The organism is Pantoea sp. MT58, assembly GCF_014495885.1.
Classification (GTDB): domain Bacteria; phylum Pseudomonadota; class Gammaproteobacteria; order Enterobacterales; family Enterobacteriaceae; genus Pantoea; species Pantoea eucalypti.
Genome location: NZ_CP061083.1, coordinates 3,386,601 through 3,404,786, shown reverse-complemented (window position 1 = coordinate 3,404,786; position 18,186 = coordinate 3,386,601). Strand labels below are relative to the sequence as shown.

The window sequence follows — 18,186 nt, the reverse complement described above, 5'->3', positions numbered from 1 at the left end:
GCCGTTATAGCGCGGGCGGTGCCAGACTTTCGCTGGAGGCCAGCGCTTTTTCGCGATTGGAGGGCTGCACCATATAGCGCTGCGTTTCCCAGTGCAGCAGCGTCAGCGTTCCGCCCCAGCAGCAACCGGTATCCAGACCGATGATTCCCTCAGGCGTCCCTTTGCCTTCCAGCGAGGCCCAGTGACCGAACACAATGGTGTAGTCACGTGCGACCGGACCTGCAATGTTAAACCAGGGTTTTAGCGGAGGAAGGGCAGATTCAGGGGCATCTTTGCAGATCATATCCAGCTGACCATTGGGAAAGCAGTAACGCATGCGGGTCAGCGCGTTGGTGCTGAAGCGCAGACGTGCCAGACCAGTCAGATCTTCACTCCAGTTATTCGGCATGTCGCCATACATCGCATCCAGAAACAGCGGATAACTGTCGCTGGCAAGTACCGCTTCGACTTCACGCGCGCACTTTTTCGCGGTCTCGATATCCCATTGCGGTGTGATACCGGCGTGTCCCATCACCAGCTTTTTCTCTTCATCAACCTGTAACAGCGGCTGACGACGCAGCCAGTTGATCAGCTCATCCGCATCGTCCGCTTCCAGCAACGGTGTCAGGCGATCTTTGGGCTTATTACGGCTGATTCCAGCGTAGACCGCCAGCAGATGTAAATCGTGATTGCCCAGCACCAGACGCACTGCGTCGCCCAGCGATTTTACATAGCGCAGAACCTCAAGTGAGCCCGGACCCCGCGCCACTAAGTCGCCGGTCAGCCACAGGGTATCCTGCTCAGGATTGAAATCAACCTGTTGCAGCAAGGCACGTAATTCGTCGTAGCAACCATGAACGTCGCCAATCAGGTATGTGCTCATAAGGTTTTATCCATCAGGAAGCTGCCCGACTAAACGGGCAAAAAGCGTATGAATTAATGAATGTGGGTCTGAATGGCGAGGCGGAACACCGGGATCTCGACATGGAAGGTGTCACCCTGTTCGTCGACCATCACATAGTGTCCCTGCATGGTGCCCATCGGTGTTTCGATCACGGCTCCGCTGGTGTACTGAAACTCATTGCCTGGCGCGATAAGCGGTTGTTCACCCACCACGCCTTCGCCCTGAACTTCCGTTTCGCGGCCGTTACCGTTGGTAATCAGCCAGTAACGTCCCAGCAGTTGCACTGAGGAACGGCCCAGATTGCGAATCGTAATGGTATAGGCGAAGACGTAACGATCATCATCCGGTGAGGATTGTGAGGCAACGTACTGGCTTTGCACATGGACGGAGACGCGGGCCGTTTCACTCATGACTTACTCCTGCGATTTTCCCTGATGATTCGCCAGCCAGTTCGCCAGCTGACAATATTGCGCGACGGAGACGTTCTCGGCACGCAGGGTTGGATCTATGGATAACTCCTCCAGCGCGCCGGCAGCCACCATGTGGCTCAGGCTGTTGCGCAGCGTTTTACGACGCTGGCCGAACGCTTCAGTGGTAATACGGCTCAAAATACGCACATCGCTGACCGGATACGGCGGCTCGGCATACGGCACCAGACGCACCACGGCAGAGTCCACTTTCGGTGGCGGCGTAAAGGAGTGCGGAGGCACTTCCAGCACCGGAATGATCTGGCAGTAGTACTGCGCCATTACCGTCAGACGACCGTAGGTTTTATTACCCGGACCGGCGACCAGACGATTAACCACCTCTTTCTGCAGCATGAAGTGCATATCTTTGATCGAACCAGTATAGCTGAAAAGGTGGAACATCAGCGGGGTCGAAATATTGTATGGCAGGTTACCAAATACCCGCAGCGGCTGGCCTCTCTCCTGCGCCAGTGCGGCGAAGTCGAACGTCATGGCATCCTGCTGGAAGATAGTCAGTTTCGGGCCAAGGAACGGATGCGTTTCCAGACGCGCAGCGAGATCGCGGTCCAGTTCTATCACCGTTAATTTATCGAGGCGTTCGCCTACCGGCTCGGTCAAGGCACCCAGGCCTGGGCCGATCTCTACCAGCGCTTCATCGCGCTGTGGATGGATGGCGGAGACAATGCTGTCGATAATGTACTGATCGTTCAGGAAGTTCTGCCCGAAACGTTTACGGGCGTAGTGCCCCTGATGGACGCGATTATTCATTACTGCTCTTGATCATAGTGATGGCGAGGTTAAGCGCCGTGATGAAGCTGCCCGGTTCAGCCTGACCCAGACCGGCGAGTTCAAGCGCGGTGCCGTGGTCAACTGAAGTCCGGATAAAGGGCAGGCCCAGGGTGATATTTACCGCCCGGCCAAACCCCTGAAATTTGAGTACCGGCAGACCCTGGTCATGATACATCGCCAGCACTGCATCGGCATGTTGCAGATATTTAGGCTGGAAAAGGGTATCCGCAGGCAGCGGGCCGGTCAGTTTAATGCCCTGCTGACGCAGTTCATTAAGGGCTGGCGTAATGGTCTCAATCTCTTCCCGACCCATGTGGCCGCTTTCGCCCGCATGAGGGTTAAGACCACAGACGTAGATATGCGGCTCGGCAATGGCAAACTTCTGCTGCAGATCACGATGAAGAATCGTGATCACTTCATGCAGACAGTCGCGGGTCACCGCAGCGGGGACATCTTTCAGCGGCAGATGGGTAGTAGCCAGCGCGACGCGTAGCTGCTCTGTCGCCAGCATCATGACGACCCGATGGCCGCCTGCGCGATCGGCGAAGAATTCAGTATGGCCAGTAAAGGCGATGCCGGCATCATTAATGACGCCTTTGTGCACCGGACCGGTAATCAGGGCCGCGAATTCACCGTCGAGACAACCGTCACAGGCACGCGCCAGCGTGGCCAGCACGTAGTCACTGTTGGCGACGCAAAGCTCGCCGGGCGTGACCGTCGCGGCCGTTTCGACTGGCAGGATAGTCAGTGTCCCCGCCTGCTGTGGCTCAGCGGCCACGCCAGGCTGATAGGGACGCAGGGTCAGCGGTAAACCGAGTTGCGCCGCACGCTGCTGCAACAGGGCAGGCGAGGCGCAGACGACCAGTTCAACCGGCCAGGAGTGCTGGGCCAGCTGAACGGTAAGATCGGGACCAATCCCGGCAGGTTCGCCGGGCGTGATCACCACACGGTGATTACTGCGCATTGCCATCCAGAATCTTCACGTAGGCGCTGGCACGTTGTTCCTGCATCCAGGTCTGTGCTTCTTCCGCAAACTTACGGTTAAACAGCATACGGTAAGCACGCTCTTTCTGGGCCGCATCGGTTTTGTCCACCTGACGGGTATCCAGCAACTGAATCAGATGCCAGCCGAAAGAGGAGTGAACCGGCTGGCTGGTCTGGCCTTTTTTCAGGCGCAGCAGCGCGTCACGGAAGGCCGGATCAAAGACTTCCGGAGAGGTCCAGCCAAGATCGCCGCCCTGGTTCGCTGAACCCGGATCATCAGAGTACTGCTTAGCCGCCGCCGCGAAGGTGGTTTTACCACTGCGGATATCGTTAGCAATCTGCTCCAGCTGTGCGCGTGCCTGCTCATCTGTCAGGATTGGCGATGGCTTCAGCAGAATGTGACGTGAATGAACTTCAGTGACTGAGACATTTTTGTTCTCGCCACGCAGATCGTTCACTTTCAGGATGTGGAAGCCCACACCCGAGCGAATCGGACCGACGATATCGCCTTTTTTGGCGCTCGACAGGGCCTGAGCAAACAGGGTCGGTAACTCTTCGATTTTACCCCAGCCCATGTTGCCGCCTTTCAGCGCCTGCGAATCGGCAGAGTAGGTCACGGCCATTTTGCCGAAGTCAGCGCCATTTTTCAGTTCGCCAACCAGCTGTTTCGCCAGCGTTTCCTGCTCATCAACCTGCTGTTGTGTCGGGTTTTCCGGCAGTGGCAGCAGAATATGGCTGACGTTCAGTTCGGTGCCCTGACTGTTCTGAGAGCCAATCTGTTTCGCCAGCGTATCGACTTCCTGCGGCAGAATCGTGATGCGACGACGCACTTCGTTGTTGCGCACTTCAGCAATGGTCATCTCTTTACGAATCTGAGAACGATAAACGCTGTAGTTCATGCCGTCATAAGCCAGACGGCTGCGCAGCTGATCAAGGCTCATCTTATTCTGCGCCGCGATGTTCTGAATCGCCTGGTCCAGCTGCTCATCGCTGATCTGAACCCCGGCTTTATCACCCATCTGCAGAATGATGTTATCCATGATCTGACGTTCCAGAATCTGATGGCGCAACGTTTTATCATCCGGCAACTGCTGACCAGCCTGCTGGGCCTGAGATTTAACGGTGCTCATCATGCCATCCACGTCACTCTCAAGAACCACGCCGTTATTGACCACGGCTGCAACTTTATCAACGACTTGTGGTGCTGCGAACGCGGTGTTAGCACTGATTGCCACACCAAGAATCAGCATTCTCCAGTTCTTCATACTTTATCCATTGTTGGTTCCGCACTGCGGGATTGCCTGTTAAACATCACAACATCAGAAAGCAGGCTGGTAAGGGATAATGCCCTGACGCAGCATATCGTTGGTGCCTAAGCCATAGTTAGGACTCAGACCACGCAGCTCAATGTTGAATGAGATTTGGTTGTCGTACTTACTGTCGTCGTTTTCCCAACCGTTAATTTTGCGCTCGTAACCGACCCGGAGAGCGTAACAGCATGAGCTGTATTGCAGGCCAACCAGCTGCGACGCCGGACGCTTGTTGCGGGTATCGTAGTAGTAAGCACCTACCACAGACCATGCATCGGCAATCGGCCAGCTGGCCGTGGTGCCCACCTGTGAAATCCCATTTTTGTAGATAGGATTGGTCACCAGGTTGCTGTCATTTAACGCTGCCGCGATATATTCCGGGCTGCTGTAGCGGTAGCTCAACTGCACCATACGGTCGGCATCACGACGGTACTCCAGAACAGTATTGCCCTGGGAGACGTTGTCGAGTTTGGTGTCATATTGCAGCCCGCCCCGAACACCCCAGCGATCGCTGATTTTCCAGTATGTATCGCCAGCCCAAATCAGACTGCCGGTATCATCTTCTTTATTGGTTTGATTCACACCAGTACGAGAAGGGGTAAACGAGTAGATTTGACCCACAGAAACGTTAAAACGTTCAACCAGATCGTTATCATAAATACGCGAGGTAACACCGGTTGCCACTTCATTGGCTGAAGCGATGCGATCCAGGCCGCTATAGGTACGATCGCGGAACAGACCGGTGTAGTCGGTTTGCAGCAGCGTAGAGTCGTACGGATAGATATTGCTTTGGTCGCGGTAAGGGATATAAAGATACTGCACGCGTGGTTCCAGCGTCTGGGTATAACCCACTGCGGAGTCCATATCGCGGTCAAACACCAGCCGGCCATCCACTTTAAACTGCGGCAGGGTGCGGTTTACCGATTCATCCAGTTCGCCGCTATTGCTTCCTCTGAAGCCATTGGCCGTATTGTTATAATAATCAACGTCAGTCTGCTGATAGTGGGTCGCCAGGAACTTCGCTTCGGTATCCAGGCTGGCCCAGCCGTTGGAGAGCGGCAGGTTCAGGGTTGGCTCAACGTGTAAACGGGTCGCTTCAGGAAGACGACTGTTGACGTTGGTGAATTTCACCGCCTGAGCATAAACCCGGCCATCAAACGGGCCGATATCATTCTGATAGAGGTTAACATCCAACTGCGGCATCGCGCGGTAGACGTTATTGCTGGTAGTACTGCCAAACACCTGGAAATCTTTGGCTGAGAGTGTGGCGTCCCAGTTGGTGTCCGCATAACCAACGCTGAATTTCTGCGTGGCGTAGTTGTCGGTGGAGCTGTAGTACTTCGAGTCGAGATCGTTGAAGTAGTATTGATCGCTGACTTTGGTGTAGTTGGCGTTGAAACGCCAGTGCTGTTCATAGACACCGGCATGCTGCCAGTAGAACAACCAGCGGTCGGAGCTGGAATCCTCGGCGATGCCACGAAGTGCTTTGTCGTTATCGTACTGCTTATCGGAGCCAAGGTAGTCGAATTCGACCAGACCGGCACCCAGCGTCGTCAGATAACGGAATTCGTTTTCAAATTTCATGCCGCGCTTACTGATGTAGTGCGGCGTGATGGTCGCATCGGCCTGGGGCGCAATGTTCCAGTAATAAGGCAGCACGAACTCAAAGCCGTTGTTGCTGCCAAATTTTGCATTCGGGATCAGGAAACCGGATCGACGACGATCGCCAATCGGTAACTGCAGATAGGGACTGTAGAACACCGGAACCGGACCCAGCTTAAAGCGGGCGTTCCAGATCTCCGCCACTTCCTCTTCGCGATCCTGGATGACTTGTGAACCGACCACGCTCCAGCTGTTGGAACCGGGCAGACAGGACGTAAAGGTGCCGTTCTCCAGAATGGTGTAGCGGTTATCGCCGCGCAGCTTCATCTGGTCGGCGGTGCCGCGTCCCTGACGATCCACCATCTGATAATCACCGTTCCAGACGTTGGTATCTTTGCTGTTGAGGTTTGACCAGGCTTTCGGACCTTTCAGGATGACCTGGTTGTCATCGTAGTGCACATTACCCAGGGCATCGACGGTACGCACTGGCGCCGTCTGGCCTTCCTGCTGACGCTGATGAAGCTGAACTTCATCCGCCTGCATACGGCTGTTGCCCTGCTCAATATTCACATTGCCGGTAAAGACCGCATCATTGGGATAGTTCCCTTTGGCGGCGTCGGAGTGAATAGTGACAGGCAGCTGGTTGGTATCACCGTTGACCAGCGGGCGGTTATAACTCGGCACGCCTAACATACACTGCGACATCAAATCGTCGGCAAAGGCTTGCTGGCTAATGGCTGCGCCGATCAGTGTGGCCAGCAGGGTAGGTATATGTTTTTTCATACGCGGTATCGAGAATTCCATGAAAACTGGCATCATGCCGACAATCGGGTCAGAGACTAACTTACTGCCCGGCGTTGCGCCAGTGTTAATCCTGGTCTGTCAGCGTTGCCGTTAGGCGCTGAGATAAATGACAGGTATGATAATGCAATTTTCAGCCGCAAGCATGGCGAATTGAGGAGTTTATGCGCTACTGGGGAAAAGTTATGGGTCTGGCGGTGGGATTACTTTCCGGCGCAGGCTTTTGGGGTATTGTGATCGGTTTGATCATTGGCCATATGATTGACAAAGTACGTGGCGCACAAGGCAAGGCTTACTTTTCAAATAATCAGACCCGGCAGACGCTGTTTTTCAGCACCACCTTTCAGGTGATGGGCCATCTGACCAAGTCAAAAGGGCGGGTTACGGAAGCGGATATCCAGATTGCTTCACTGCTCATGGAGCGGATGCAGCTGCACGGTGACTCACGCACGGCTGCTCAGCGCGCGTTCCGCGAAGGTAAGCAGGCGGATTACCCGTTGCGCAGCAAGCTGCGAGAACTGCGCAGCGCCTGTTTTGGCCGGTTCGATCTGATTCGGATGTTCCTGGAGATTCAGATCCAGGCCGCCTTTGCCGACGGCTCACTGCACCCCAATGAGCGACAGGTACTCTACGTGATTGCCGAAGAGCTGGGCATTTCGCGTGGTCAGTTCGATCAGTTCCTGCGCATGATGGAGGGCGGCCAGCAGTTTGGCGGCGGGCAGCGCAGTTCAGGCGGCTTTCAGCAGGCGCAACGTGGTCCAACGCTGGAAGATGCCTGTAGCGTTTTGGGCGTGAAGAGCAGTGATGACGCCACCACGATTAAACGTGCTTACCGCAAGCTCATGAGTGAGCATCATCCTGATAAGCTGGTGGCGAAAGGGTTACCGCCAGAGATGATGGAGATGGCGAAGCAGAAAGCGCAGGAAATTCAGGCGGCTTACGATCTGATTCGCAAAGAGAAAGGCTTCAAGTAATGCGTCGCTCCTGTGGCCTCTTCTGCAACAGAGGAGGCCACGGCGACAGTCCTGCCGTAAACCTTAAAAGTCCGCGGGCTGACGAAACGTCATGGCATTACCAAATGCCGGATGGGTAATGGTAAGTGACTCCGCATGCAGCAGTAAACGGGGCGCCATCGCTTTCGCCTCCGGATGTGCATAGAAGTTGTCCCCCAGAATCGGGTGGCCCAGCGCCAGCATATGCACCCTTAGCTGGTGCGAGCGGCCAGTAATCGGCTTAAGCGAAATCCGCGTACTGTTGTCCGCCCGATACTCCAGCACCTGATATTCTGTCTGTGCGGCTTTGCCGTTCTCGAAGCAAACCATCTGCTTTGGACGATTTGGCCAGTCGCAAATCAGCGGCAGATCAACCAGCCCCTCTTCCTTCTCCGGATGACCCCAGATGCAGGCCACATACGTTTTGGAAGGCTCCCGCTCACGGAATTGTCGTTTCAGCTCACGCTCCGCCGCCTTGGTCAGCGCCACGACCATCACGCCACTGGTCGCCATGTCAAGTCGGTGCACAGATTCCGCCTGCGGGAAATCACGCTGTATCCGCGTCATCACGCTATCTTTGTGCTCATCCAGACGACCGGGTACCGAGAGCAGACCGCTGGGTTTGTTCACCACCATGATATGCGCATCCTGATAAAGGATGTGCAGCCAGGGTTCACGCGGTGGGTTGTAAGGTTCCATGGGGCTTTCCAAAAATAAGGGGCCATGCGGCCCCTGAGCTTACTGGTGTGTCACCACAATCAGGCGCAGCGCGTCAAGACGCCAGTTGGCCTCATCCAGACTTTGCAGCACCTGTTCACGATTGCTTTCCAGCGCCTCAACTTCGTCGTCGCGGATGTTCGGGTTGACGGCTTTCAGCGCGTTAAGACGCGAAAGCTCGGCACCCAGCTTCTCATTCGCCTCGGTCCGTGCCGCCTCAATCACGGCACGCGCTTCGCTGACGACGCTCTCTTCGGCCTGAGTCAGAATCGCATGGACATCCTGCTGCACCGCATTCACCAGTTTACTGGCGGTGTGACGGTTAACGGCATTCAACTGACGGTTAAAGCTTTCGAACTCCACTTTGCCTGCCAGGTTAGTGCCTTTCGTATCCATCAGCAGACGGATTGGCGTTGGCGGCAGGAAGCGGGTCAGTTGCAGATGCTTCGGTGCCTGGGCTTCAACCACATAGATCAGCTCGACCAGCAGCGTCCCCACCGGCAGCGCCTTGTTCTTCAGCAGTGACAGGGCGCTGCTGCCGGTGTCGCCCGACAGAATCAGATCCAGTCCGTTGCGAATCAGCGGATGCTCCCAGGTAATGAACTGAGTATCTTCACGTGACAGCGCCTGATCGCGGTTAAAGGTGATGGTGCAGCCATCTTCCGGCAGGCCAGGGAAATCGGGCACCAGCATGTGATCGGAAGGGGTCAGCACAATGAGGTTATCGCTGCGATCTTCCTGATTGATACCGACAATATCAAACAGGTTAAGCGCGAAGTTCACCAGGCCGGTGTCGTTATCCTGCTCGCTGATAGCGTTAGCCAGCAACTGAGCCGATTCACCGCCGTTTGAATTCAGCTCCAGCAGGCGATCGCGACCCTGTTCCAGCTGCAGTTTCAGCGCGTCATGCTGTTTGCGGCAGTCGGTGATAAAGGCATCAAAGCCTTCGCTGTTTTCCGGTGCGGCCAGATAGCCGATGAGCTGTGAATGGACGCTGTCATAGATTGTCCGGCCGGTCGGGCAGGTGTGTTCAAATGCGTCCAGCCCTTCGTGATACCAGCGCAGCAGCACGGCCTGTGCGGTCTGCTCCAGCCACGGCACCAGAATCTGAATATCGTGTGCCTGACCGATACGATCCAGACGACCTATACGCTGCTCCAGCAGGTCCGGGTTAAACGGCAGATCGAACATCACCAGACGGCTGGCAAACTGGAAATTACGGCCTTCTGAACCAATCTCAGAGCACAACAGCACCTGCGCGCCATTCTCTTCTGAGGCGAACCAGGCGGCAGCACGGTCACGTTCAATGATCGACAGACCTTCGTGGAACACCGCTGCACGAATACCTTCGCGCTCGCGCAGTACCTGCTCCAGCTGCAGCGCGGTGGCCGCTTTGGCGCAGATCACCAGCACTTTCTCTTTACGGTTAGTGGTGAGATAGCCCATCAGCCATTCCACGCGCGGATCGAAGTTCCACCAGGTGCCGCTGTCGCCTTCAAATTCCTGATAAATCTGCTCCGGATAGAGCAGGTCGCGCGCCCGCTCTTCTGCGCTTTTGCGCGCGCCCATAATGCCGGAGACTTTAATTGCCGTCTGATACTGCGCAGGCAGCGGCAGGCGGATCTGATGCAGTTCGCGTTTCGGGAAACCTTTAACCCCATTACGGGTGTTACGGAACAGCACGCGGCTGGTGCCGTGGCGATCCATCAGCATGGAGATCAGTTCCTGACGCGCTTCCAGCTTGCCTTCACGGTCGCTGTTGGCAACCTGCAGCAGCGGCTCGATGTCCTGCTCGCCGACCAGATCGTTGATCCGGTTCATCTCCGCCTGGGAGATCGCTTTATCCGCCAGCAGCGCGGTAACGGCATCGGCGATGGGGCGGAAATGCTGCTGCTCTTCAACAAAGGCGGCAAAGTCATGGAAACGGTCCGGGTCAAGCAGGCGCAGACGGGCGAAGTGACTCTCCATGCCCAGCTGCTCTGGCGTCGCGGTCAGCAGCAGAACCCCGGCAGTTTTTTCAGCCAGCTGTTCAATAACCTGATATTCACGGCTTGGCTCGCCTTCTGACCAGGCCAGATGGTGCGCTTCATCGACCACCAGCAGATCCCATTCGGCATCGGCCAGCATTTCAAGACGCTGTTTGTTGCGACGCACGAAGTCGAGTGAGCAGATAATCAGCTGCTCAGTTTCAAACGGATTGTCGCTGTCGTGTTGCGCTTCGGTGTAGCGGTCGTCGTCAAACAGCGCAAAGCGCAGGTTGAAGCGGCGCAGCATCTCAACAAGCCATTGATGCTGCAGGGTTTCAGGCACCACGATAAGTACGCGCTCGGCACGGCCAGCCAGCAGTTGCTGCTGGATGATCATCCCGGCTTCGATGGTTTTACCCAGGCCAACTTCATCAGCCAGCAGCACGCGCGGCGCATGGCGGCGGCCCACATCATGGGCGATGTGCAGCTGGTGAGGGATCAGGTTAGTACGCATACCGCGTAAGCCGCTAATCGGCAGGCGGTATTGCTCACTCTGGTATTTACGGGCGCGGAAGCGCAGGGCAAAACGGTCCATCCGGTCGAGCTGGCCGGCAAACAGACGATCCTGCGGCTTACTGAATACCAGCTTGCTGTCGAGCATCACTTCGCGCAGCATCACGTCGCTTTCTTCGGTATCCAGACGGGTACCGATATAGGTCATCAGGTCATTTTCGTTGCGTACTTCATCAACGCGCATCTGCCAGCCTTCGTGGCTGGTGATGGTATCACCCGGATTAAAGATGACGCGGGTAACCGGCGAATCGTTGCGGGCGTAAAGGCGGTTTTCTCCCGTAGCGGGGAACAGCAGGGTGATCATACGTGTATCGATCGCCACCACGGTGCCCAGTCCCAGTTCACTTTCCGTATCACTAATCCAGCGCTGACCTAATGTAAAAACCATATATTGTTTGCTCGAATTTTAACGTTTTTAAAGGTGTTCCCAAAGCTCAGGCAATAGCGCTACCACCAGACAACAAGGTCTGGAGCGGGCTTTAAGAGCGGTGAGTTTCAGGAAGGGCGCTATGGTACTGGATGGCAGGGCATTCGTCACCTGTCAAAAAAGCCCCAGCTGCCCGGTAATAAGTGTAGCAAAGTCCCCTTCGACAAAGGGCAGAATCCCCTCCGCGACCGGTTGAAGTTGCTTCGTAACGTAGTGGTCGTAATCCAGCGGCGTGCTGCGTGCCTCCAGTGGCTCGGGGCCTGCCGTGGCAATGACGTAACGAATCCGGCCTCCATTCTGATACTGCAAAGGCCGGTTTAATTTACGATTCTGCTCATCCGCCAGCCTGGCGGCACGCACGTGCGGGGGCACGTTTCGTTCATATTCTTTTAACGGACGTCGCAGACGCTTTTTGTAGATCAGCTGATCGTCGAGTTCACCCGCCAGCAGCTGCGCGACGGTGGTGCGAATGTAATCCTGCCACGGCTCACGGTGGAAGATACGGTGGTAGAGCTGCTGCTGAAACGCTTTTGCCAGTGGGGTCCAGTCCGTTCGCACCGACTCCAGCCCCTTGAAAACCATGCGTTCACCGGCGGCGTCACGAATCAGTCCGGCATAGCGTTTCTTGCTGCCCTGTTCCGCGCCGCGAATGGTCGGCATCAGAAAACGACAAAAATGATTTTCATACTCCAGCTCGAGTGCGCTGGTCAGCCCGTGGGTCTGCTGCAGGTGGTCACGCCACCAGGCATTCACTTTCTGCACCAGTTGCTGACCAATCGCGGCGGCCTGCTCTTCACTGTGGGCGGACTTCAGCCAGACAAAAGTGGAGTCGGTGTCGCCATAGATCACGTCATAGCCTTCCGCCTCGATCAGCGCGCGTGTCTGCTGCATGATGGCGTGACCGCGCAGGGTAATTGAGGAGGCGAGGCGCGGATCAAAGAAACGGCAGGCGCTGGTGCCCAGCACACCGTAAAAGGCATTCATGATAATCTTTAGCGCCTGAGACAGCGGCTGGTTTTTCTGCTTTTTCGCCGCTTCACGCCCCAGCCAGATCTGCTCGACGATCGCAGGCAGGCAGTGAGTGTGCCGGGAGAAACGCGCTTCGCGAAAACCTTCGATTGAATCGGCATCATCAGGATGAGCCAGTCCTTCTACCAGACCCACCGGGTCGATCAGGAAGGTGCGGATAATCGACGGATAGAGACTTTTATAATCCAGCACCAGCACCGAGTCATACAGACCAGGGCGCGAATCCATCACATAGCCGCCCGGACTGGCTTCCGGCGCCACATCACCCAGGTTCGGTGCGACAAATCCCGCGCGATGCATCCGGGGAATATAAAGATGACCAAAGGCGGCCACCGAACCGCCGTGGCGATCGACTGCCAGGCCATTCACCGCCGCGCGTTCCAGCAGAAACGGCATTATCGCCGTTTTATGAAAAATGCGCGTCACCAGCTCGCAGTCTTTGAGGTTGTAGCGTGCCAGCGCCGGTTTATCGTTGGCAAAACGCCAGTTGATCTCCTCCATGCGCTGCCAGGGATTATCGATTGCTTTACCTTCACCCAGCAGTTGTTGCGATACCGACTCCAGGCTGAATGAGGGAAAATCCCAGAACGCTGATTTCAGCGCGTCAATGCCATCAATAATCAACCGCCCGCTGGCCTGCGCAAAATAAACGCCGGGCTTAAAGCCATGTTCACGCCACTCCAGCGCGGCCTGCTGGCGACCAAGACGAAGTGGAATGCCGTAACGATCGGCATGCTTTTGCAACACCCGCAGGTCAAACTGCACCACGTTCCAGCCAATCAACACATCCGGATCGTGATCTGCAAACCACTGGTTCAGCGCTTCAAGCAGCTGTGGTCGGCTGTCGAGATAGATCAGCTCGAAATCCAGCGTGCTGGCATCACCGTTGGCCGGGCCGAGCATATAAACCTGACGCTGACCGCAGCCCTCCAGCCCGATGCAGTAGAGCTCGCCATGCTGTGTGGTTTCAATATCCAGCGAGACCCACTTCAGTGGCGGGCGATAGTCGGGATGGGGTTTGAGCCGCGCATTGACTACGCTATCACCGCGCTGCTCGCCCTCAAACCAGACCGGCGCGGTAATAAAACGCTCCATCAGGTAGCGCTCCGGCGGGCGAATATCCGCTTCATACACCGGAATGCCCTGTTCACGCAGCCGTTTTTCAATGCGCTGCAGCTGACGATGCTGCGGGCAGTAGAGGCCAAAAACCGGGCGGCGGCGGAAATCTTTCAGCGCCAGCGACTGAATCCGAAACTGACGTTCATCTTTGAGGAGCTCGCTGACCTGCGCCTGAAATTCTTCGGGAATAAACGCGACAGACTCCTGCACGGGCAGCACCACGCGCTGCGCACCGGCATCAGTGGCGAGCCAGAGGATAATTTCGGTGCCATGCGGGCTGTCGCGCCAGTGGCGGGTGAGCAGAAAACCTGCGCGGGGCATATTCAGATGTTCTCCGGACTCAGTATTTCAGGGGTGAGAAAACGGCTTAAGTATACCATGGATATTTATACAGTTCTCGTCACCGGTTTTGTCAACATTGTCCTACAATTCTTGCCTTGACGCTGTGTGGCTGGCTCTGGACAATCCAGCCTTCTGCTTTTACTTAGGATGATTATGGAAGCCTGGATTCAACAACTGATTACGCAGTCTCTGGAATGGGCGCTGTTTGCCGTTGCGCTGGTGACGTTTCTGGAGTCGCTGGCGCTGGTCGGCCTGTTGCTGCCAGGTACAGTGATGATGGCCAGCCTGGGCGCGCTGATCGGCAGTGGCGAGCTGGGCCTTTACCCGGCCTGGGCCGCGGGTTTTGCGGGCTGCCTGATTGGTGACTGGGTTTCTTACGGTATCGGCTGGAAATTCCAGGGGCCGCTGCACCGCTGGAAGTATCTGCAAAAGTACAAAGGCCTGCTGGATAAAACCGAGCACGCCCTGCATCAGCACAGCATGTTTACGATTCTGGTCGGGCGCTTTGTGGGACCTACGCGTCCGCTGATCCCGCTGGCGGCCGGTATGCTGGAGCTGCCGGTGCGTAAATTTCTGCCGCCGAACATTATCGGCTGCATCCTCTGGCCACCGCTCTATCTGCTGCCTGGTATTCTGGCAGGCGTGGCGATCGATGTGCCGAAAGCCGCGCAGGGCGGCAGCTTTAAATGGCTGTTACTTGGCGCAGCACTGCTGATATGGCTCGGGGGCTGGTTATGCTGGCGCTGGTGGCGCAGTGGCAAGAGTCGTGACTGGGCGACTGCCTGGCTGCCGCCGGAGCGTTTGCGCTGGGCAGGTCCGCTGGGGCTGGTGATCGCCGTCGCAGCGTTTGTCGGCATTCAGTTCCATCCGATGATGCCGATTTTCCGTCATCTGCTGTGGCAGGTTTTCTTCGCGTAACGCTTAACGGCGCGGGATGCCGAGGACCTCGGCCTCCCGCGTGTCACCCGACAGCAGCTGTCGGGTCTCGCCATCCCAGTAAACCCGTCCATCCACAATCACTACGCTGCGCGGCGCAATCTGCCGGGCATCTTCCAGACTGTGCGACACCATCAGCAGTGTAATGCTGCGCGCTTCGCACACTGAACGCACCAGTTGCAGCATCTCGCCGCGCAACGCGGGATCCAGTGCAGAAAAAGGCTCATCCAGCAGCAGCACCGGACGATCACGCAGCAGACAGCGCGCCAGCGCCACACGCTGTCGCTGTCCGCCCGACAGCTCGCCCGGCAAACGGTTTAGCAGATCGCCTAATCCCACCTGATCGGCCAGTGCAGCCAGTTGCTGACGCTGCTCAGCGCTGAGTTTTAATCCCGGATGCAGCCCCAGCGCCATGTTCTGCTGTACGCTGAGGTGCGGAAACAGGTTGTTCTCCTGAAACAGCATCGAAACCGGTCGTCTGGCTGGCACGCTGTGGGTGTGATCCTGCCCGTCAATCATCAGGGTGCCCTGTTTCACCGGCAGGAAACCGGCAATCAGGCTCAGCAGGGTGCTCTTCCCGGCTCCGCTGGGGCCGAGAATGGCGATGCGCTCGCCACGTGTGGCCTTGAGGCTGAAGCGCATCGGCAGATGCTGATAAAGGTAAGTGAGGTTATCAAGAGTCAGCATGGCGGCCTGGTAATTTTTCCATTAGCGTGAACAGCAATAAGCAGAGCAGCAGTAATAGCAGGGCGGTGACCGCGCCATCTGCGCCGCGATAGGCACCAATCTGCTGATAAAGGTAGAACGGCAGTGTGCGGAAGTCAGCGTTGCCAAACAGTGCCACCACGCCGAAATCACCAATCGACAGTACGCAGGCAAAGGCCAGCGCCTGGGCAAGCGGACGTTTCAGCGCCCGCAGCTCGATCAGCCGCAGCCGGTTCCAGCCGTGGATATCCAGCGAATCGCAGAGCCTGCCGTAACGCTCTGCGACATCCCGCATCGGGTTTTCCAGTACTTTCAGCGCATAGGGAATGGCGATCAGCGCATTGGTAAAGATCACCAGCCCTTCTGCCGAATCAGGCAGGCCAATAGTGGCATTGAACAGCAGGAAAAAGCCGGTGGCGAGCACAATGCCTGGCATCGCCAGAATCAGCATGCCGCTGGTGTCGATCAACTGTGCCGCCGCCGGACGCTGGCGCAGACGCAGTTCCCGACTGCTCCACAGCAGCATCATGGTCAGCACCACACAGATCAGACCGGCACCGATGGCGATACGCAATGACGTCAAGGTGGCCTGCCACAGTGCAGGCTGCGCCAGCGCGCCACGCAGTCCGCCGTGCAGACCATCGACGATGACCGCCGCCAGCGGGGGCAGCAGCAGCATCAGCGCCAGCAGAATCAGCAGCGCATCCATCAGCTGTGCTCCACGCGAATCCTGCGGATCACGCCAGCCGTTCAGCTGACTGGTTCCGGCGGGAATCGCCTTGCTGAAACGCTGGCTGAGCAGCACAAGCGTCAGACAGCAGCCGAGCTGGATGAGCGCCAGTAGCGCTGCGCGTCCGGGATCGTAGTCATAACTCAGCGCCTGGAAGATCGCCAGCTCAATGGTGGTGGCCTGCGGACCGCCGCCGAGTGACAGTACGGTGGCAAAGCTGGCGAAACAGAGCATGAAGATCAGCGCACCGGTCGGCAACAGCTGACGCCGCAGCCATGGCCACTCCAGCAGACGAAAATGATGCCAGCCGCGCAGGTCGAGCTGTGCCGCCAGCTGACGCTGTTCCGCCGGAATACTCTCCAGCGCCTGCAGCATCAGGCGGGTCGCCAGCGGCAGGTTAAAGAAGACGTGCGCCAGCAAGATGCCTGGCAGACCATACGGGGAGAAGTGATAACCCATCCCTGCCAGCTGGCACAACTGCGCCAGCCAGCCATTGCGACCATAGACGGTCAGCAGACCGAACACCGCGACCAGCACCGGCAGCACCAGCGTCATGGCGCACAGGCGCAGCAGCAGCAGACGACCTGGAAAACGGCGTCGATAGAGCGCCCGCGCCAGCGGCACCGCAGGCAGCAGCGACAGCAGGGCGGAGAGCAGTGCCTGACCAAAAGTGAACGCGATAACGTGATGCAGATAGTCATCCTGCAGCACGCTACGTAAGTCCGTGTCCGGTGCGGCGCTCCAGAGTGCACCGAACGCCATAAATGCCACGATGGTCAGCAATATCGTGGCGAGCGAACCGGGAATCAGCCAGCGCGGCATCAGCGGCTGACGGCGCGTTGCCACTGGCTAATCCAGCCTGAACGCTGGCTGGCCACCTCTTCCGGTGAGAACTGCAGAGCGGTGGAAGGCACGTTGAGCGCCGCGAAACCTGCTGGCAGCGGCGTATCGATCACCGGGTACATCCAGTTGCCGGTGGGGATGGTGCGCTGGAAGTCAGGTGAGACCATAAACTTCATAAACTGCTGTGCCAGCGCCGGCTGTTTGCTGCTGGCTAGCTGCGCGGCAACTTCGACCTGCAGATAATGACCCTCTGCAAAGGGTGCAGCGGCGTAATTCTCTTTCTTCTCTTCGATGATGTGGTAAGCCGGAGAGGTGGTGTAGCTCAGCACCAGATCGCCTTCGCCCTTGAGGAACAGGCCATAGGCTTCACTCCAGCCTTTGGTGACCGTCACGGTTTTCTGCGCCAGCTTTTGCCACGCCTGCGGAGCCTGATCGCCATAGACTTTCTGCATCCAGAGCAGCAGACCTAAGCCGGGCGTGCTGGTGCGGGGATCTTCGTAGATCACCCGCCACTTCTCCGGGCTGTCGACCAGCTCTTTCAGGCTTTTTGGCGGATTTTTCAGCCGCGTTTTGTCATAAACAAACGCGAAGTAGCCATAATCGAACGGCACGAAGGTGGTGCTGTGCCAGCCATCGGGCAGTTTTAATGTCGATGTGTCGACCTGACTTTCGGCAAACAGACCGGTTTTCTGCGCGGCCTGCACCAGATTGTTATCCAGCCCCAGCACCACATCGGCTTTACTGTTTTTGCCTTCCATCCGCACGCGGTTCAGCAGCGACACGCCATCTTCCAGCGTGACGAATTTCAGCTCGCAGTCGCACTGTGCTTCAAAGGCTTTTTTAACCGCCGGGCCAGGGCCCCAGTCGGCGGAGAAGGAGTCGTAGGTGTAGACCGTGAGAACCGGCTTAGCCGCCAGAACGGGGGCGGAGAGTAACAGCAGCACCGGCAGAACTTTGTTTAACACTTTGC

At 57.0% G+C, this 18,186-nt stretch carries 14 protein-coding genes; 2 read left to right on the top strand and 12 right to left on the bottom strand.

The features are described from left to right. Nucleotides 1-4: 4 nt before the first annotated feature. From apaH to lptD, 6 genes are read right to left on the bottom strand one after another with little or no spacing between them, the layout of a single operon-like run. Complete coding sequence (gene apaH, locus IAI47_RS16095; RefSeq protein WP_008925561.1) at nucleotides 5-862, bottom strand: bis(5'-nucleosyl)-tetraphosphatase (symmetrical) ApaH; 858 nt, start codon at nucleotides 860-862, stop codon at nucleotides 5-7. 53 nt (nucleotides 863-915) lie between these two features. Next, nucleotides 916-1,293 carry a Co2+/Mg2+ efflux protein ApaG gene (apaG, locus tag IAI47_RS16090; protein WP_003854807.1) on the bottom strand — a complete coding sequence of 126 codons (378 nt, stop codon included), beginning with the start codon at nucleotides 1,291-1,293 and terminating at the stop codon, nucleotides 916-918. 3 nt (nucleotides 1,294-1,296) lie between these two features. Next, nucleotides 1,297-2,118 carry a 16S rRNA (adenine(1518)-N(6)/adenine(1519)-N(6))-dimethyltransferase RsmA gene (gene rsmA / locus IAI47_RS16085; protein WP_003854805.1) on the bottom strand — a complete coding sequence of 274 codons (822 nt, stop codon included), beginning with the start codon at nucleotides 2,116-2,118 and terminating at the stop codon, nucleotides 1,297-1,299. Next, on the bottom strand, nucleotides 2,111-3,103 hold the full coding sequence (gene pdxA / locus IAI47_RS16080; protein ID WP_008925562.1) for a 4-hydroxythreonine-4-phosphate dehydrogenase PdxA: 993 nt from the start codon (nucleotides 3,101-3,103) through the stop codon (nucleotides 2,111-2,113). Before pdxA ends, rsmA begins: the two co-directional genes overlap by 8 nt. Beyond that, nucleotides 3,093-4,388 (bottom strand): peptidylprolyl isomerase SurA, encoded by a 1,296-nt coding sequence (gene surA, locus IAI47_RS16075; RefSeq protein ID WP_003854801.1) that lies wholly within the window; start codon nucleotides 4,386-4,388, stop codon nucleotides 3,093-3,095. Before surA ends, pdxA begins: the two co-directional genes overlap by 11 nt. A 54-nt stretch (nucleotides 4,389-4,442) precedes the next feature. Continuing rightward, nucleotides 4,443-6,818, bottom strand: coding sequence for an LPS assembly protein LptD (gene lptD, locus IAI47_RS16070; RefSeq protein WP_050540837.1), 2,376 nt, complete (start codon nucleotides 6,816-6,818; stop codon nucleotides 4,443-4,445). 182 nt (nucleotides 6,819-7,000) lie between these two features. Between lptD and djlA the strand changes: the two genes are divergently transcribed. Further along, complete coding sequence (gene djlA / locus IAI47_RS16065; protein ID WP_003854797.1) at nucleotides 7,001-7,810, top strand: co-chaperone DjlA; 810 nt, start codon at nucleotides 7,001-7,003, stop codon at nucleotides 7,808-7,810. A gap of 63 nt (nucleotides 7,811-7,873) precedes the next feature. On the opposite strand, the gene rluA is transcribed toward djlA, so the two are convergent. The 3 genes from rluA to polB form a co-directional block, all read right to left on the bottom strand. Continuing rightward, nucleotides 7,874-8,527 carry a bifunctional tRNA pseudouridine(32) synthase/23S rRNA pseudouridine(746) synthase RluA gene (gene rluA, locus IAI47_RS16060; RefSeq protein WP_003854796.1) on the bottom strand — a complete coding sequence of 218 codons (654 nt, stop codon included), beginning with the start codon at nucleotides 8,525-8,527 and terminating at the stop codon, nucleotides 7,874-7,876. A 39-nt stretch (nucleotides 8,528-8,566) separates the two neighbouring features. Then, nucleotides 8,567-11,473, bottom strand: coding sequence for an RNA polymerase-associated protein RapA (gene rapA / locus IAI47_RS16055; RefSeq protein WP_003854794.1), 2,907 nt, complete (start codon nucleotides 11,471-11,473; stop codon nucleotides 8,567-8,569). A gap of 153 nt (nucleotides 11,474-11,626) precedes the next feature. Next, a complete protein-coding gene (gene polB / locus IAI47_RS16050; protein WP_085980562.1) occupies nucleotides 11,627-13,987 on the bottom strand; it encodes a DNA polymerase II in 2,361 nt (786 codons plus the stop codon). Between the two features lie 168 nt (nucleotides 13,988-14,155). Here polB and IAI47_RS16045 point away from each other — a divergent pair, with 168 nt between their 5' ends. Next, nucleotides 14,156-14,920 (top strand): DedA family protein, encoded by a 765-nt coding sequence (locus tag IAI47_RS16045; RefSeq protein ID WP_008925565.1) that lies wholly within the window; start codon nucleotides 14,156-14,158, stop codon nucleotides 14,918-14,920. Between the two features lie 3 nt (nucleotides 14,921-14,923). Here IAI47_RS16045 and thiQ read toward each other — a convergent pair whose 3' ends face one another. The 3 genes from thiQ to thiB are packed head-to-tail and all read right to left on the bottom strand — an operon-like array spanning nucleotide 14,924 to nucleotide 18,181. Continuing rightward, nucleotides 14,924-15,625 carry a thiamine ABC transporter ATP-binding protein ThiQ gene (thiQ, locus tag IAI47_RS16040; protein ID WP_008925566.1) on the bottom strand — a complete coding sequence of 234 codons (702 nt, stop codon included), beginning with the start codon at nucleotides 15,623-15,625 and terminating at the stop codon, nucleotides 14,924-14,926. Then, a complete protein-coding gene (thiP, locus tag IAI47_RS16035) occupies nucleotides 15,612-17,219 on the bottom strand; it encodes a thiamine/thiamine pyrophosphate ABC transporter permease ThiP (protein WP_033743114.1) in 1,608 nt (535 codons plus the stop codon). Before thiP ends, thiQ begins: the two co-directional genes overlap by 14 nt. Beyond that, complete coding sequence (thiB, locus tag IAI47_RS16030; protein ID WP_008925568.1) at nucleotides 17,195-18,181, bottom strand: thiamine ABC transporter substrate binding subunit; 987 nt, start codon at nucleotides 18,179-18,181, stop codon at nucleotides 17,195-17,197. Before thiB ends, thiP begins: the two co-directional genes overlap by 25 nt. Nucleotides 18,182-18,186: the final 5 nt, after the last annotated feature.

What these genes read in the sequence shown, in the direction of transcription:
- apaH (WP_008925561.1), bottom strand. Translation starts at nt 862, where the DNA reads ATGAGCACATACCTGATTGGCGACGTTCATGGTTGCTACGACGAATTA.
- apaG (WP_003854807.1), bottom strand. Translation starts at nt 1,293, where the DNA reads ATGAGTGAAACGGCCCGCGTCTCCGTCCATGTGCAAAGCCAGTACGTT.
- rsmA (WP_003854805.1), bottom strand. Translation starts at nt 2,118, where the DNA reads ATGAATAATCGCGTCCATCAGGGGCACTACGCCCGTAAACGTTTCGGG.
- pdxA (WP_008925562.1), bottom strand. Translation starts at nt 3,103, where the DNA reads ATGCGCAGTAATCACCGTGTGGTGATCACGCCCGGCGAACCTGCCGGG.
- surA (WP_003854801.1), bottom strand. Translation starts at nt 4,388, where the DNA reads ATGAAGAACTGGAGAATGCTGATTCTTGGTGTGGCAATCAGTGCTAAC.
- lptD (WP_050540837.1), bottom strand. Translation starts at nt 6,818, where the DNA reads ATGAAAAAACATATACCTACCCTGCTGGCCACACTGATCGGCGCAGCC.
- djlA (WP_003854797.1), top strand. Translation starts at nt 7,001, where the DNA reads ATGCGCTACTGGGGAAAAGTTATGGGTCTGGCGGTGGGATTACTTTCC.
- rluA (WP_003854796.1), bottom strand. Translation starts at nt 8,527, where the DNA reads ATGGAACCTTACAACCCACCGCGTGAACCCTGGCTGCACATCCTTTAT.
- rapA (WP_003854794.1), bottom strand. Translation starts at nt 11,473, where the DNA reads ATGGTTTTTACATTAGGTCAGCGCTGGATTAGTGATACGGAAAGTGAA.
- IAI47_RS16045 (WP_008925565.1), top strand. Translation starts at nt 14,156, where the DNA reads ATGGAAGCCTGGATTCAACAACTGATTACGCAGTCTCTGGAATGGGCG.
- thiQ (WP_008925566.1), bottom strand. Translation starts at nt 15,625, where the DNA reads ATGCTGACTCTTGATAACCTCACTTACCTTTATCAGCATCTGCCGATG.